The organism is Synechococcus sp. PCC 6312 (assembly GCF_000316685.1).
Classification (GTDB): domain Bacteria; phylum Cyanobacteriota; class Cyanobacteriia; order Thermosynechococcales; family Thermosynechococcaceae; genus Pseudocalidococcus.
The window spans coordinates 3008591-3024602 of the sequence record NC_019680.1 but is presented as its reverse complement, the minus strand read 5'-3'; the positions used below and the strand labels follow the sequence as shown (position 1 = coordinate 3024602).

Sequence of the window (16012 nt, the reverse complement as noted above, 5' to 3'; positions counted from 1 at the left end):
GAATTCATCAATTGTTTCAAGATGCAAAAGTATTGATCGTGACAGTAATTAGTATGGACGAAGAATTTTTTACGGATACAAATACCTCTATCAAACAGATTATTTTTGCCCAGCATGGTATGACTGATCACAATAAATTAACGGGACATTTGGCCCGTCGTGTTGCCCCGCCTCAGTCATTAATTATTGCGCCAAATCTTGGTTACTTCTCTACCCTGTTTGCTATTGCCCCGTTGATTAATCGAGTTGAGACAAACGCAAAGGACGTTCTGGGACGCTTTCCCCATGTTCCTGTCCGGCTAATAGCAGTTTCCTTGGGTGGGATCATTTGGACTGAAGTCTTATCTCGACATCCAGAATGGTGGCCCCGTTTTGAGTCAATCATATTTTTAGGGGTTCCTGTTGGTGGAGCAGACCTCGCTAGAATTTTTGATCCCTTTAGTTGGGGACTTGGTATTGCCAAAGAACTCGGTAAAAATCGGCGGCCGCTTGCCGAAAAAATAACAGATCAGATTCCTACTCTAGCCGTGATCGGAAATACAACCGGCGGCGGGGATGGCACAATTCCGATTGAATCTGCGAAGTTAAAGTATGCTCATGTTGTTTGCTTAGAGGGCGTTAGTCACCCCAATTTAAGAACGAATCCATCGGTTGCAAATTGTATCCGAGACTTTTGGGCCCAACCACGCCAAGTCCTACCTGCTCCACCCAGAACACTAATCACTGATCTTATTGACCATTTTCGAGCCGTACCAGGAATTACAGATGCCGATGCACGAGATTTTCCCAGAGCAACCACTGTGCATACATTTTCTGATGGCACAACAATCCGTACTTGGGTTAATGTCGTGGGTGTGCATCATGTGTTTATTGCTAACCCTGCTGGGGCCTGTGAATATTCAGGATTTGTAGGTTGGGTTCATACCAATGATTTGAAACACGCAATCACTAGCATCATAGAAACTAGGTGATGCATTAACCTTATCTACTACCCCCCCCAGAAAAATTAAATAGCTACTCCTACCTTGGCCTGGCGACTAAACTCCAATCGCTCTGTATCCCCAACTGTCACCTGAATTGTATCGCCATCGTGATAGTCACCCCGCAAGATTCCCTTAGCAATTTGAGTTTCCAATTGTTGTTGAATGGCTCTCTTGAGGGGACGCGCTCCGTACACTGGGTCATAGCCAACTTCAGCTAGGAAATCAAGAGCCTCAGGGGTTAGGTTAAGAGACATTTTCCGGTCTTGGAGGCGAGTTTCTAAACGCTGGACTTGAATTTTGATAATCTCCCGTAACTGTGCTTTCTTGAGGCTGTGGAAAATAATAAATTCATCCACCCGATTGAGGAACTCCGGCCGGAAATGAGTTCGCATCGCCTCCATCACCCGTTCCCGCATTTCCCCATAGCGTGAGTCATCGCCAGCCACATCCAAAATATATTGGGAGCCGATATTACTGGTCATGATCAGGATAGTATTTTTAAAGTCAACTGTCCGGCCTTGAGCATCCGTGACGCGACCATCATCCAGGATTTGCAGGAACACGTTAAAGACATCCGGGTGGGCTTTTTCAATCTCATCAAATAGGACTACGGCATAGGGGCGGCGGCGAATTGCTTCTGTTAACTGGCCTCCTTCGTCATAGCCGACATAACCAGGGGGTGCACCAATCAACCGAGAAACGGCGTGTTTTTCCATGTACTCGGACATGTCAATCCGCACCATTGCTTCTTCCGTATCAAACAGATAGGCAGCAAGGGCTTTGGCCAGTTCCGTTTTACCCACACCGGTTGGCCCAAGGAAAATAAAGCTGGCAATGGGCCGATTCGGATCCGACAGACCGGCCCGCGACCGTTGAATTGCATCGGCAACTGCTGTCACGGCTTCATCTTGGCCCACGACCCGTTGATGGAGTTCTGCTTCTAAATTCAGGAGCTTTTGCATTTCCGATTCAACGAGTTTGCTGATCGGAATCCCTGTCCACTTGGAGATAATTTCAGCAATATCGCTCTCGGTCACTTCATCCCGTAATAAAGATTGACCACCAGTTTGGGATTGACTCAGCTTCCCTTCCGTTTCATCTAATTTCTTGTGGAGTTCTGTCATTTTGCCATATTTCAGTTCGGCCGCCCGGTTGAGATCATAATTGCGCTCGGCCTGTTGAATTTCGATGTTGAGTTTATCAATTTCCTCTTTGATGGATTGAAGTTGATCAATCACCTGCTTCTCGCCTTGCCATTGGGCATTGAGCCGGGCCTGGTCTTCCTTGAGATTGGCAAGTTCTTTTTCTAGCCGTTCCAAGCGTTCCCGTGAGGCCGCTGAAGCTTCTTTTTGCAAGGATAACCGCTCCATTTCCATTTGGAGAATTTTGCGATCAATTTCATCCAGTTCTTCCGGTTTGGAGGTAATTTCCATTTTTAGCTTGGCGGCGGCTTCATCCACCAAATCAATCGCTTTATCGGGTAAAAACCGATCGGAAATATAGCGCGTTGAGAGAGTCGCAGCAGCAACTAAGGCACTATCGGAAATTGTCACCCCGTGGTGGACTTCATAGCGTTCTTTCAGCCCCCGCAAAATCGAAATGGTGTCTTCAATGCTCGGTTGATCGACATAAACCTGTTGAAACCGCCGTTCGAGAGCGGCATCTTTTTCAATATATTTGCGGTATTCATCGAGGGTTGTGGCGCCAATACAGCGCAATTCACCGCGGGCCAACATCGGTTTGAGTAGATTGCCAGCATCCATGGATCCCTGGGTTGCCCCGGCCCCAACGACGGTGTGGATTTCGTCAATAAAGAGAATAATTTGCCCGTTGGATTCCGTCACTTCTTTGAGGACGGCTTTTAATCGCTCTTCAAATTCGCCCCGATACTTAGCTCCGGCAATCAGCGCGCCTAAATCCAAGGTAATGAGTTGACGATCTCGTAAGGATTCCGGCACATCACGGGCAATAATCCGCTGAGCCAGGCCCTCAGCAATGGCCGTTTTACCCACCCCTGGTTCCCCAATTAAGACAGGATTATTTTTGGTGCGGCGGGATAGAATTTGGATCGTGCGGCGAATTTCATCATCCCGGCCAATCACGGGGTCTAGTTTGCCTTGGCGAGCCAAAAGCGTTAAATCACGGCCATATTTTTCCAGAGAGGCGTATTTTCCTTCTGGGTTTTGATCGGTGACTTTTTGACTACCCCGAATTTGCTGGATCGTGTCTTTCAGTTTTTTCTCATCCAGGCCCACCTCTTGCAACAAGGCCTTGCCAAAGCGAGTATCTTGGGCATAAGCGAGAACTAAATGCTCAATGGAAATAAATTCATCGCCAAATTGTTTCCGGAAATTATCGGCTTGATCCAGTAATTTATCTAAACTGCTGCCGAGATAGACGGAACTGGCGGGGGTGCTGAGCTTGGCCTGGCGATTGATAAATTCTTCGGTGCGGTCGCGCAGGCGTTGGACATTGGCTCCGGCTTTGGAAAAAATGCTACTGGCCAGGCCATCTTCTTCTAAAAGAGCGGCCATCAAATGTTCAGATTCGATTTGTTGATGCTGGGCCTGTTTAACAAGGTCGGGAGTGCGGGCGAGGGCTTGCCAGGCCTTTTCGGTAAATTGATTGGGATTGTTGGGCTGCATAGGTGGTTAGCTCGTAATGGCGTGAGGAATTGAATATGAGGTTTCAATAGTTTTTCTGTCTAATGTCATTGTAAAAAAAGCGGGGCCTGGGGCTTAATACGGTCTTTACCCAATTTCAGACGGGATTCCCCAAAACTCAGGCTTCCCGGTGGTGGGTATTTCCTGGACTATTTTGGCCAAGCTCCTGCCCAATCATGATGGATCCTGACAAAAAAGGGCCAGCCAGTACAAGACCGACTAACCCCAATTAAACTGTTTTAAAAAACTAGAAAGCTAGTAATTGACTAACCTTAGTAGCTCCGAGAATAGTTATTCCGGCGATTTCCACCACCGCCGCCACCAAAGGAACCACCCCGCTCTTCCCGAGGCCGAGCTTTGTTAACTTTCAGACTACGACCCATCCACTCAGCACCGTCTAAAGCAGAAATAGCAGCATCTTCTTCGGCATCGGCATTCATTTCCACAAAGCCAAAACCACGCATCCGGCCAGTTTCACGATCGGTCGGCAGTTGTACCCGTTTGACACCACCATATTCAGCAAAGACAGAGGTTAAGTCAGATTCTGTAACATCGTAGGAAAGATTTCCAACGTAAATAGACATAATTTTCTCCAAAATTTAGGAAGTTGATTGAGAGAATTTGAAATTTCGGAGAGAAGTCTGCCCGTGCAAACGCAAAAACCAGCGGTACTGAAAACAAACACTGCAACCGAATACTTTAATCTCGATTTATAGTCTAACACTATCCTCATATTGAGCAACCACTTTCCGGTAAAAATGCTTGATTTATGTACATTTATGAAGTAACAGCTTGCTGGTTGTGTATTAAGGAGAAGTGGGGTAATAAATGCGCAAAAACAAGTCGGTATAAGCAAATTTAGATACCTAAAAATATGCCAGAAAGCCTGAAAACCCGTTAGTTCATCCCACAACTCACTTAACTTTTGTTTATAATAGAGTTAGCGACAAAAAATATTGCATTTGCGCTGAACGTTAAATTGTCCTAGGGATCGTCTAAATTATCCATAGGTTTTTTGGAAGTGCATTGTCAAGGATTGCCTGTGTTAAGTTCTCCCGCTCCGGCCACCTCTGAACCAATCCGCTCCCTTGATGGGGCCATTGAACGCTGCCAGGCCCTAGGAATGCGCTTAAGTCGGCAACGGCGGGCGATTTTAGAACTGCTCTGGGACTGTCAAGAACATCTTTCGGCCCGGCAAATCTATGATCGGCTCAATCGGCAGGGGAAGGATATTGGCCACACCTCGGTTTATCAAAATCTCGAAGCACTCTCCGAGCAGGGCATTATTGAGTGTGTAGAGCGGGCTGATGGGCGATTGTACGGCAATATTAGCGATACCCACAGCCATGTCAATTGCCTAGATACGGACAAAATCCTTGATGTTCATGTGCAACTCCCACCAGACCTCCTCGCTACTATTGAGGCCGAAACGGGAGTTAAAATCACCAATTACCGGATTGATTTTTACGGTTACGAGTTAGCCAGTTAGATCACAGTTGCCTCTCTCAAGGCTTAATTAATTCAACGGCATCACGATCATCGGTAGCTTGGAGCCAAACTTTGACCGCTTCTTCCCGTGCTGTGGGTAAGGTTTTGCCGATAAAGTCTGGGTGGATGGGTAATTCCCGATGGCCCCGATCCACCAACACCAGCAGCCAAGTTAACTGGGGTCGCCCATAATCGTGAACGGCATTTAAGGCAGCCCGAATCGTCCGGCCACTAAAAATCACATCATCAACCAGGATGACTAATTTACCGGATAAATCTACAGGAATTTGGGTGCGTTGGGGGGTGCGGGGGCCAATCCGATCTAAATCATCTCGGTAAAAGGTAATATCCAGTTCTCCCACGGGCAGGGTTATGCTTTCTAATTGGGCGATTTGACGGGCTAACTGGTGGGCTAAGGGAATTCCGCGAGTATGAATCCCCAAGAGCACGACATCCCCCAAGCGTCCCTTGGCTTTCTCAATTATTTGGCAGGCCAAGCGGGTTAATGTGCGGCGGAGATCATCAGCACCAAGGATTTCAATCGTTTCGGTTGCCATTGGAGAGGGCCTGGAGAAGGGGTCTTAATTTGTTTTAGGTGATTTTAGGCTAGTTTGGTTAGCGAATTATCCTTTTTGATACAGGGTGATCTCGCCAACATCTACAGCGGCAGAAAGGCTGAGAATCCAAGCAATGGCCGAGATTAGATCTGCAATGGGAATGGGAACTTGAGCCTGAAATCTTCCGGCGGCAATATCTTCTAGGACTTCTGGGGTGGCGATGTTGCCTGGATTAATAACTGTGATGCCAATGTTCTCGGACGCTAAAGCAATTCGTAGGGCCTGGGCCGCTCCCCTTAAGCCAAACTTGGAGGCGGTGTTAGCAACTTCAATCGTGGCACAGTGATCCAGGCCCGATAAGGCACCCATAAAGATGGCCCTGGGGTGATGGGACTGCCTAAGATTGGGGATAAGCTGCTTCGTTAACTCAATGGGGGCAATGGTATTGACTGCAATAACATAACGGGTTTCGGCATCAGGGCTATGGATGAAATCGTATTGAGTCGTAAAGGCCTGTTGCTCCCAGGTGCCCCCCATAAATAACAGTGCATCAACGGGGGTATTACCGATCTCCGCAACAACGGATGTGATCCCTGTAGCTGTGGAGATATCCCCTTGAATCCATCGGCCAAGAGTGGACTGACTTCTGGAGATGCAAACAACATCATCTCCCTGCTGGACAAAATATTCTGCCACGGCTGCACCAATGCCCCGACTGGCTCCAACCACAAGAATTTTTCGCTTTGCCGAAGATGCATCCATAGAGTCTTATATCCCTGACTAAACAAGTGTGCTGAAGATGTTTATTTCCCTCAATGAGTTGATTTCAAAACTCTTGCATTTGTTTATGTAAATTTACAATTGAAGATACTAAAGCCAGACTGGGTAACGATTTGTATGATTCCGTAATTGTACGGATGTTGTTTAGATTGTAGCCACCAATACTAGAAGTTAATGAGGGGATCGTTGATCGAGATCACAAGTTTTTCTGATACTGATCACCTTTGGATAACGATTTTGCTTTACTCTGGCCTCCCTGTTGTGAGTAATGTTGATTTAATAACCATCAAGGTATTTAAGAAGTATTTCTCCTTGGTAACTATCTTTTCGGTCTTGGCCAATGTTAGGAAGGTTCACTACTCATGAAAAAGTTAGCCCCTGTTACGGTGTACTACATTCGGAAGCTTTTGCGGAAAGAACAAGGCAACTTGAAATGTATCGTTGTGGATGGGGCTTGTTTGGCGGCTAATCCGGAGGCTGATCTTAATGCAGTTCTGGAAAGCTTATACCTGGATGCAGAAGAGATTGCGGAGGAAGTGCTCCATCTAGAAACACTGGTAATGTCCCATCAGATGATTGGCGAAAACGGGCCTGCTGGACAGTTACAAAAAGTTGAAGCAGAAATCTTTTGGATTTTGGGACTTAAGAGAATTGCCCTGAGTTCTGAGCAATCCGGGCCTGGGACAAGGGTGGGTCTAGGTATGGCGGCCTTTAGCTATTAAGAGTCTTTGGGGGATAATGCAGAGGTTGTTTGGTTATTGGTTGACTCCATGGCCGTTTCACCCCCAACTGCTGAAGAACTCTATCACCAGGCCCAGACTGCCTTTGAACGGGGGCTTTATCGGGAATCTATTCAAACCTTGACCCAGGCCATGGCCTTAGTAGAACCCAATACAGCTTTGGAGGGAGAAATTAAAACTTGGCTGGTGACGGCCTATGAAGCAGCGGGTGAGAATCAACGGGCCCGAGAACTTTGTCAGCAACTTCAGCAACATCCCCATCGGGAAACCCGTAAACAAAACCGCAGACTCATGGGGATTTTATCGGCCCCCCGCCTGAGACGACATTCGGAGTGGCTAACAGAAATCCCGGATTTGACCCAAGTGAGTGAAAAACGGGAAAAGACCTATGCCCGCTATGAATCTAGCTCAAAGGTAGCCCCGCCGAAACCCGTTGATTTGAGTCCCGATCCCTATCAAGATGTTCAGCCAGATTTGGGATTTGTCTGGGTTGTGTTGGGGGGATTGCTGTTAGGAATTGGAGCCTGGGCCTGGTGGGGGTGATTGGAGATTAGCAAACTTTAGAAGGAAACACAGGTTTGTTGATCAACTCGGATGACGGATTCTTGTTGAAACTTGATTTTGTAGGTGGTGCGGATAGCCTCAATGGCCTGGTGGTTAAGGTCATTAACGGGGTGGAAAATGATCAGAATTTGAGCTTCTTCTTGAATAACGTCAGTTCGGGATAAGCAACTTAGAGAGCAATAGCTGGTTTCTTGGGTTGATGAGCATAGGCAATCAGTCCACAGATGAGATTCACACAGAAATTAAGGGGGCTTCGATGTCGAGAGTGCTCTATCTGTGAGATGTTTTTAAGCTGGTCAATAATCGATTCAATAATGGCTCGTTTTCGGGCTAGAAGTTTATCCATCAGAGCCATCAGATAGTTTTCCTACGGACGAGCAAAGCTCTACATATTGCGTCGAGGCTTGGCAAAAAATTGAATGTTAAACCGCTCGAATAGCTCTTGGGCTAACGGTTTTGAAACATACCCTCTATCCGCAAACACCTTACCATAGACCAAAGGTCGTGCGTAGCACACGGAACGGAGTAGCTCTGGGACTGGTTGACGGTCATCGGTATTTCCTGGTGTAACGTGGATATTTAACAATTCACCTTGGTCATTGACTACTAGGTGAAGCTTAAAGCCATAAAACCAATCCACGGAGGTTTTGCCTCTAGCTGCGATTCCCTGGAAAACTCGATGGCTCGGGATACGGCGATTATGGCAGACTCTCAAACTGGTGGCATCGATAAAGCTAATCCCCGTGCAGGCTCCAAACAAGGTTTTGAGGTACACACACAGTGGAATGATTAACCCTGGCATCCATTCCACAAAACGGTGGTAGCTCGGACGTTTTGGAAATGCATCTGCCCAATAAACACAAACATAGTCGAGATAAAAATGCTTGAAACTACGGTAATGACTTTGATGGAAAGCAATCACAATCGTCATCTGTTCGCTCAATGTCAAGCTACGGAGACGGTTTCGCTGTTTTATTTGACCCGGAAGTTGCTGATTGCGCCAGGTAAGAATAAAGACTTTACAAAAATCATCCACAGAGCAAAATAGGGCTTCTAGGCTAGACATATCGAGAGATGGGGTATGGTTTTTGCTTAGTTTACCTGTCTCTCTTTCTTCTAATGCCCTGCTTGCCTACTTTACAGCCACTTCCTTATCCCGAACTCAGGTTAATTAGGTATCATATCTCCTGAAACAGTTATGAGATAAGCCTTTTAAGGCACATTTTTTCCCTTTTGAGCACCATATACGTCATAAATGCTCAGTTTTGATGGCTAAGCCATCAACAATGGAGTCATAAATCTTCAAAATCCTAAGTTTTAAACTCAGATAGGAGTCAGGTAGTCCATCTGAGAGCAACTTTGCTTACTTTAGTGAACCTTTTTACAGCCTTCCGGTTGAAAAAATTCTCTGAGGTCTAAACTTTTTGGAATTTTCGTGGGCTAGAATCGTTTACAGACAGGCATTTCAGGAGATGTGATACCTAATTACTAGGATTGTTGCCATACCCCAATCATGTGAGGTGAGGGGCTGTAAGTAAATAAAATCATTGTTTTATGAATTGGAGCTGGCAAGACTTAATGCTGAACCCCTTACTCTAAAGTAATTACTTTAACGTCATATAACGCTTGAGACATAAAATTCTTACAAGATTTACTCGCTACTCTCTTGACGGCCCATTACCCAAGATATACCTGTCGTTTTTACTTCTGAAAGTTGAATTGGACTAAGCCCTGCTGATACCAAAAACTCCTTCAGCTCAGACGAAGTGCGATAGTATGGAGACCACTCCAAAATATGTTTAATCAGTAATCGGTCAGGATGCTCAGGACTGATATTGGTTAGTAGTACGGTTCCTTGCTCTGCCAGTTGTGTGGCGATCCATTGCAAGATCAAAATCAATTGCTCATCAGTCAAATAGTCAAGCAAGCCGAAACTATAGATAAATTTTTGCGGTGGCAAGGTTAATTTTTCTTGTCCTTTTGCTAATAGTAATACGTCATTTTGGATCAGAGTTATACTACCTGCACAGCCCAGCTTTTCTGCTACTTGCCTAGTTTTATGCAGAGCGACCAAGTCTTGATCAATCAGGGTTACATGAAGCGAAGGTATTTTGGGCAGCACGTCGAGCAACTCAAATGCAGTACCACTGCCCAGACTAAGGATTGATGTAGAAGGTTGTTGGCTATAGTGTTGTAAGAGTTGGGCAAGGTGTTGCCGCCCCTGCTGTCGGCTTTGGCAAAAGTGTGTTGACAGAAACCAACCGTCAATAAATGGACCAAGCCAACCATCCCCTTCTGCTTCATTGGCATAGATGAGTTGGTTGGTTTCGTAGCCATCGATCAAGCCACGGGGACGAGTATGGCAATAGGCGATAGATGCGCTCTGCATCATCACAGGAAACAGTTCCCTGAACACATAGTCGCCGATGCCTGATTCTAGTTGGTCTAAGTCTCGAAAGGCTAACAAATTACTCCAAGCCGAATCGATTAAAGCCTCTCCTTGACTATGATGGCTGAGAGCGTTCATGAGCTGGTTACAGGCATCATTAGTCTGAGTTTGCGCTTGAATGCTCGTGACCTGCCGTTGCTTAATTTGCTGCTCAAGCTGGGTCATGGTTTGCTTAAATTGTTCTACTGCATCAACAAGGATGAGTGGAATCTGTCGTTCGCTGATGTTTCCAATGCGCGTTGGGCGCTGGCTTTGGTCATGTCTCTGAGAAAGCTGCTCTGAGACATTGCGTAACCGTTGGGACAGTGTTACGGCTAAGGATTGATAAAAGCGAGATGAAAAGCCAGGTAGAGAATTGAGCAAAGAACGCAGAGACAATTCTTCAATGACGTCCACTTCCACCTCAGAGGCGGCGGTGACAGAGGCACTCGCTCCAGTTTGCTCCAGCAAGGACATCTCACCAAAAACAGCACCCGCACCCAATTGGCTAAGAGCAATACCCTGTCCTTGATATTCACGTTCTACTTGAACATAACCCCGACGTAGGATAAAAAGATTGCGGACAGAATGTCCTTCCACAATAATATTTTCTCCAGTGGCAAACAATTTTCTTATCGCGATTGACTCAAGGGCTTGCCAATCGCCGCTCGTGAGGTACGCTAAGGTTTCGCTTTTCATGACGAAGTATGGGTAGAGGACTTGATAGGCTCAGAGCGCGTAGTAAGGGCACTTTCCATCGTCTCCCAAGTTTTTGTTCCTACAGAGGTCGCTAAATTTGCCATACCTGGTACATAACGCTGCGCTTCTGAAAAAATGGAAAAGATCGGACGCATTAAGGGAACAACCCAAGTCCATTCTGATGCAGGGATTTCGAGGGAATCTGCAAACTGATCTCCCAACAAAGAACGAGATAAGGTTGCCGCAACGTCGTCAAACCAAGGAGCACCTGCTAACTCCGTCGGAAGAGGCATCGTCCGTAGAGCTTGTACAAGCAACCGTGAGTCTTCATTAGGAAAACCTTCTTGGGTCAGTAATAATTGTAAGAGACTCTCAGCTTGGGTTTCTGATGTACACAAAAATTCTGGATCCACGCCAGAGATGTAGCCGGAATAGGCCCAAAGGAGCAAAACACCTTCTACTTCCGTTTGGGTAAAGATCACGCCTAGATCCCTTAATCCTTTAATAACTCCCAAAGAGAGTAAAATAAGCGTAACCGCCATATGGCATTGGTTAACGGGTATTCCCATCTCTTCACGATGCCACTGTCCCGAACTCTGCAACAGACGGCGTACCTGAGCATGCATTAATCGAACCTTCACATTCAGCTTGAAGCCCTCACTAAACCTACGTAATCCACCTGATTGGCAGGTCAGCCGTACAAAGCGACTGGTCTCTGCCAATCGTCGAGGAGCGCGATCCACAAAGTTGCCTGTAAAGACTAAGGGTTTTGTTCCTGCCGGAGAAGCATACATAAGAGGAAGAGAATATAAGCTTAGTACTGGAGCAACGAGCAAGGAAAGTCTTTGAATAGTTTGGCTACCTATCTCAATTCGCTCCCAGTCTACCCATAGCGGGAGGCTCTCCAACTGATCAAAGAGTGCTTTTAGTGCATCTGGGGCATCTGGTGTGGAATCTCTGCCGTCGTTCAATAAGCTATTGAGCGTTCTAACTGCTTTACCAGAAGAAAGCTTTGCTAAAGCTAAAACCGCTTCATCGGCAAGAGGATCTCCTCTAAAAAGAAACTCTTTACATCGTATCGCCTGCGAACCATATTCTTCTAAGGCCTCATCAAAGCGGTAGTAAGGATGCTTGGACGTCATAGGGAGGCAAATAAAATAAGGTCAATAATATCAGAACTCGTGTCTGTCACTACGGGGTGTAATTAAAAAATGAAAGTCAAGGCTCAGAAACTTTTGGTTTTTCCGATCAATCTTCCTAATTTAACGTCAGTTCGGGTTAAGCAAAATGCATGAAAATTAGACCAGATAAGGAGTTAGAGCGATTCAAGCTAGGCAGAACTACGCAGATTTCACACGAAAATAGCCCAAATCAGTGGTACGCCCGAAAAGAAAGCTCATTTTTAATTTTTTGACTCGGCTCAGATTTGAGAAAAGTCAGAATTGATAAAGCTTTTGAGGAATTCCTTATCCCGAACTCAGGTTGAATAATATTGCCCGTTGAGTCTTGATACTGTCCAGCCGCCGGAATCACAGTAAAGCCACTTTTGAAGCGGGGCGCAACCTCAGTGTCTAAAAAACCTTTGAACTTGGCTGGGGTAATCAGACTACCATTGGGGCGAGAGAGGCCAAAAAATAGCTCGGTGCGTTGCCAGGCCAGGCCTGGGTGCTGTTGAAGACATCCAAAACAGTTCTGATTTGTTTCTGATCGGGTTAGGGGAGTTTCCCCGGCCTGGGTGGGAGCAATAAAACTCAAAATAATCAAATAAATGGTGGTGACGCTCAGGTGTTTGTAATTCATAACAGGATGAACGCTTAAGCATAATGTCCTTGTAAATGTTCCAGCCAAAAGTCAAGTAATCGCTCAATGCAAAACAAACATAATCCCAAATCTGACTCACTAATAGTTGCAGGACGACGACAGGCCTGGTCTTGATGATGGGCTGATTCATTGCCAAGAACGCGGAGAACGTGCATATAACTGGTCATCCACTCCGCAACGCCAATATCTTTTAAGTAGCCAATTTTGCGATATAAGCTAACTCTTAGGAGGTCATATTCCAATTCTTGGAGGAGATCATCCACCATCAGTTCTGTAAACCGTCTAGCAGCAACACCTAATTCAAAGGACTTACTGTTTTCATTCAATACAAAGCGTTTGAGTGTGATCAGGGTCTCATGGGCTGAAGGATGGGCCAGGGGCAGTGCTTGCTCAATTTTGCCTTGAATATCTTGACGAATCCCGATCATCAGTTGCCCTTTGGGAATGATGATATTGACCCAATTTAAGGTTTTATTGATTGCCTCATCCAGTCGGTGCGCTGATCTGGCTCCATAGGCAATAAAAAGAATCCGCTGTAAATGTTCAGAATGCTCTAAAAATTTGATCGCACATTTGAGTAAACAGTTGGTGACTTGTTCATGATTGATCTGTTGATGACCTGTGCCCAACATCGGTAAAGCTAGGCTTCTGATCTTAACGTTCCGTAATTCTAAGATGGCAAGAACTGTGAATAGATTTTCAAATACCTCCGAGATGGAAAAGCCTGTGCCAATAAATTCCAAACATAAAATTCCCGCGAAAATTGGATGACTCAGGGCCTGGGATACCCAACAGCCAAAGGCCTGTTTTAATTGCATGTAGGGGGTGCGAGCCAAGTTATCAACGTTGATATTCAGCTTGTCATAAAGCGCACCAATGACACTCCCGCTTGTCGGAGCATAACTGTTAGCAAAGGCTGAGACAACCAGTAAATCAATCGGCTCCCTTAAGGCGGTAATATCTCCTCGATATAGCTCGAAACTGCGATAGCTCCACTTGGTTTCAACTTCAACAATATTGAGTCGCTCTAAGGACATTTGTTTAGGAAAGCATTCCTTAGAAATTATAAGGGCTAACTTTTTTGGTTGGAGATTGATCCCTTCAGAGTAGTTTCTCGTTAGTTGGATTTAAAGGGCTTTAGACCTTAGCGGAACATACTACTGACTGAGCTATCTTCATGAACTCGCCAAATGGTTTCCCCGACAATACTAGCGACAGACAGAACTCGTAATTGTTCAAAATAGCTAGATTCGGCGACAGGAATGGTATTGGTGACAATCACCTCTTCAAAAACACCGCTGGAGAGACGCTCAATGGCCGGCGGTGAAAAAATGGCATGGGTGGCACAGGCATAGACAGCTTTGGCCCCAACCTTTCGCAGTAGGCGCGCCCCCTCGACAATCGTCCCGGCCGTATCAATCATGTCATCCACCAAGACCGCTGTTTTCCCTGCCACATCCCCGACTACATTCATCACTTCCGCAACATTGTGGGCCTGGCGGCGTTTATCAATAATGGCGAGGGGGGCATCATCGAGTTTGTTCGCAAAGGCGCGGGCTCGGGCGACACCGCCAACATCTGGGGACACCACGACCAAATCCGAAAAGTCTTTACTACGCAGATAATTCAACAGAATGGGAGAGCCATAGACATGATCCACAGGAATATCAAAGTAGCCTTGAATTTGGGCTGAGTGGAGATCCATGGCCAAAACCCGGCTGGCCCCGGCCTGGGTAATCAAGTTTGCGACTAACTTGGCTGTAATGGATTCCCGGCCTGCGGTTTTGCGATCGGCTCGGGCATAGCCATAGTAGGGAATCACCGCCGTCACTTGCCGCGCTGAGGCCCGCCGACAGGCATCAATCATGATCAAGAGTTCCATCAAGTGATCATTAACGGGTTGGCAGGTGGGTTGAATCAGATAAACATCACAGCCCCGGATAGATTCTTGGATTTGGATGTAAAGCTCTCCATCCGCAAACCGCTTGCGTACCATTGGCCCTAGGTCAATACCAAGGTAATGGGCAATTTCTTGGGCAAGGGGGGGATTAGCAGAACCAGAGAAAAGCTTAAGACGACTGTGATCAGTTAGATAGGTGGTTGGGGCCGGCAAGGGCAGGGGAAGGGTTGCTGGGCGTATCACCACAAGTCCTCAAGAAAATGCCTTACCAGCTATCCTAGCATCCTCTTTTCGGCCTGGGAACGGCGATCATTCGTTGACTCTAGGATTTGGGCTAATGCCGTTAGGAGTTGTTGATTTTCGGCATGAGTGCGGACAGCTACACGAAAATACCCATTCCCTAATTCTGGAAAACTCAGGCAATCCCGAATTAAAATTCGCGCCCTTTCTAACAGTTGGGTTTGCAGTGTCAGGACGGAGCCGGAGTAATGCACCAAGATAAAATTCGCCGCGCTGGGATAGGGAACCAGGCCTGGTATCCTGATTAATCCTTGATAAAGACTCTCTCGGGCATCCGGTAACCAGGCCCAGGTTTGTCTTTGAAACTGCCGATCCTCTAGACCCACTTCTGCGGCGACCAGGGCCAAGCTATTGACAGTCCAGGGATCTCGCCACCGTTGCCATTGGCTTAATCGGGATGGTTGGCCAACAGCATAGCCAATCCGCAGGCCGGGTAAGGCATAGAACTTAGTCAAAGAGCGCAAAACGACCAAATTGGGGAATTCTTGTACCCAAGGAATCAGGCTTTGAGTTGTCTGCGGAGAGCAGAAATCCATGAAAGCTTCATCCACAACCACCAGGCCCCAGGTTCGCCCTCGTAACAGTGCTAACAAATCTGATTGCTGCCAAAGTTGCCCTGTGGGATTATGGGGGTTGTTCAGAATTAGCCCGGTCAGTTCTGGGGGAAATAAGGATGATAAAGATAGTTTTGGTGGCTGCCAACGTTGCCAAGGAATTGGATAAGATGCCACGCCAAAAGCCTCTAAGGCCCGGTAATAGTCCGCGAATGCTGGTGTTAGCAGGCCCACGGGTTGAAACGGCTCTAAATCTCGGGCCGCCCAAGTGAGCAGTTCCGCCGCCCCATTCCCGACTAATAGCCAATCTGGATCAAGTTGATGAACACGACTAAGGGCCTGGCGCAGTCTCAAGCAATCTGGGTCGGGATAGTGCTGAATTAGATCGAATGACTCTTTCAGGGCGGGCCGCACCGACTCCGGCATCCCCAACGGATTGATACTGGCTGAAAAATCAAGAATCTCCGCTGAATCACAACCGGCTAAAGTTGCTGCCCAACGGAGATTTCCACCATGGCGCGGTGGTAAGTTCAAG

Annotated in this window: 15 protein-coding genes and 1 pseudogene; 4 read left to right on the top strand and 12 right to left on the bottom strand. The window is 46.7% G+C overall.

Annotated features, from left to right (window positions below):
- Positions 1-38: 38 nt before the first annotated feature.
- On the top strand, positions 39-971 hold the full coding sequence (locus SYN6312_RS14700; protein WP_253276367.1) for a lysophospholipase: 933 nt from the start codon (positions 39-41) through the stop codon (positions 969-971).
- A gap of 35 nt (positions 972-1006) precedes the next feature.
- On the opposite strand, the gene clpB is transcribed toward SYN6312_RS14700, so the two are convergent.
- Positions 1007-3628, bottom strand: coding sequence for an ATP-dependent chaperone ClpB (gene clpB / locus SYN6312_RS14695; protein WP_015125688.1), 2622 nt, complete (start codon positions 3626-3628; stop codon positions 1007-1009).
- Between the two features lie 290 nt (positions 3629-3918).
- Complete coding sequence (locus SYN6312_RS14690; protein WP_015125687.1) at positions 3919-4230, bottom strand: RNA-binding protein; 312 nt, start codon at positions 4228-4230, stop codon at positions 3919-3921.
- 458 nt (positions 4231-4688) lie between these two features.
- Here SYN6312_RS14690 and SYN6312_RS14685 point away from each other — a divergent pair, with 458 nt between their 5' ends.
- Positions 4689-5135 (top strand): Fur family transcriptional regulator, encoded by a 447-nt coding sequence (locus tag SYN6312_RS14685; RefSeq protein WP_015125686.1) that lies wholly within the window; start codon positions 4689-4691, stop codon positions 5133-5135.
- Positions 5136-5151: 16 nt separating this feature from the next.
- Here the strand turns inward: SYN6312_RS14685 and pyrR are convergent, their stop codons facing one another.
- Positions 5152-5691, bottom strand: coding sequence for a bifunctional pyr operon transcriptional regulator/uracil phosphoribosyltransferase PyrR (gene pyrR, locus SYN6312_RS14680; RefSeq protein ID WP_015125685.1), 540 nt, complete (start codon positions 5689-5691; stop codon positions 5152-5154).
- A 66-nt stretch (positions 5692-5757) separates the two neighbouring features.
- The gene (locus tag SYN6312_RS14675) at positions 5758-6453 is read right to left on the bottom strand and encodes an SDR family oxidoreductase (RefSeq protein ID WP_015125684.1); all 696 of its coding nucleotides are present in this window, start codon (positions 6451-6453) and stop codon (positions 5758-5760) included.
- 380 nt (positions 6454-6833) lie between these two features.
- Between SYN6312_RS14675 and SYN6312_RS14670 the strand changes: the two genes are divergently transcribed.
- Positions 6834-7193 (top strand): hypothetical protein, encoded by a 360-nt coding sequence (locus SYN6312_RS14670; RefSeq protein WP_015125683.1) that lies wholly within the window; start codon positions 6834-6836, stop codon positions 7191-7193.
- Positions 7194-7241: 48 nt separating this feature from the next.
- Complete coding sequence (locus SYN6312_RS14665) at positions 7242-7754, top strand: hypothetical protein (RefSeq protein WP_015125682.1); 513 nt, start codon at positions 7242-7244, stop codon at positions 7752-7754.
- Between the two features lie 17 nt (positions 7755-7771).
- On the opposite strand, the gene SYN6312_RS21075 is transcribed toward SYN6312_RS14665, so the two are convergent.
- From SYN6312_RS21075 to cobD, 8 genes and pseudogenes are all read right to left on the bottom strand, one after another.
- Positions 7772-7894, bottom strand: coding sequence for a DUF3574 domain-containing protein (locus SYN6312_RS21075; RefSeq protein WP_371257406.1), 123 nt, complete (start codon positions 7892-7894; stop codon positions 7772-7774).
- 50 nt (positions 7895-7944) lie between these two features.
- Positions 7945-8706: pseudogene (locus SYN6312_RS14660) on the bottom strand (IS982 family transposase).
- A gap of 720 nt (positions 8707-9426) precedes the next feature.
- Positions 9427-10902, bottom strand: a complete 1476-nt coding sequence (locus SYN6312_RS14655; protein ID WP_015125680.1) for a cyclic nucleotide-binding domain-containing protein — start codon at positions 10900-10902, stop codon at positions 9427-9429.
- Positions 10899-12044: an oxygenase MpaB family protein gene (locus SYN6312_RS14650; protein WP_015125679.1), complete on the bottom strand. Its 1146-nt coding sequence runs from the start codon at positions 12042-12044 to the stop codon at positions 10899-10901. Before SYN6312_RS14650 ends, SYN6312_RS14655 begins: the two co-directional genes overlap by 4 nt.
- 229 nt (positions 12045-12273) lie before the next feature.
- Positions 12274-12702 (bottom strand): DUF3574 domain-containing protein, encoded by a 429-nt coding sequence (locus tag SYN6312_RS18455; protein ID WP_015125678.1) that lies wholly within the window; start codon positions 12700-12702, stop codon positions 12274-12276.
- 14 nt (positions 12703-12716) lie between these two features.
- The gene (locus SYN6312_RS14640; protein ID WP_015125677.1) at positions 12717-13760 is read right to left on the bottom strand and encodes a DUF4145 domain-containing protein; all 1044 of its coding nucleotides are present in this window, start codon (positions 13758-13760) and stop codon (positions 12717-12719) included.
- A 107-nt stretch (positions 13761-13867) separates the two neighbouring features.
- A complete protein-coding gene (locus tag SYN6312_RS14635; protein WP_015125676.1) occupies positions 13868-14866 on the bottom strand; it encodes a ribose-phosphate pyrophosphokinase in 999 nt (332 codons plus the stop codon).
- A 29-nt stretch (positions 14867-14895) separates the two neighbouring features.
- On the bottom strand, positions 14896-16011 hold the full coding sequence (gene cobD, locus SYN6312_RS14630) for a threonine-phosphate decarboxylase CobD (protein ID WP_015125675.1): 1116 nt from the start codon (positions 16009-16011) through the stop codon (positions 14896-14898).
- Position 16012: the final 1 nt, after the last annotated feature.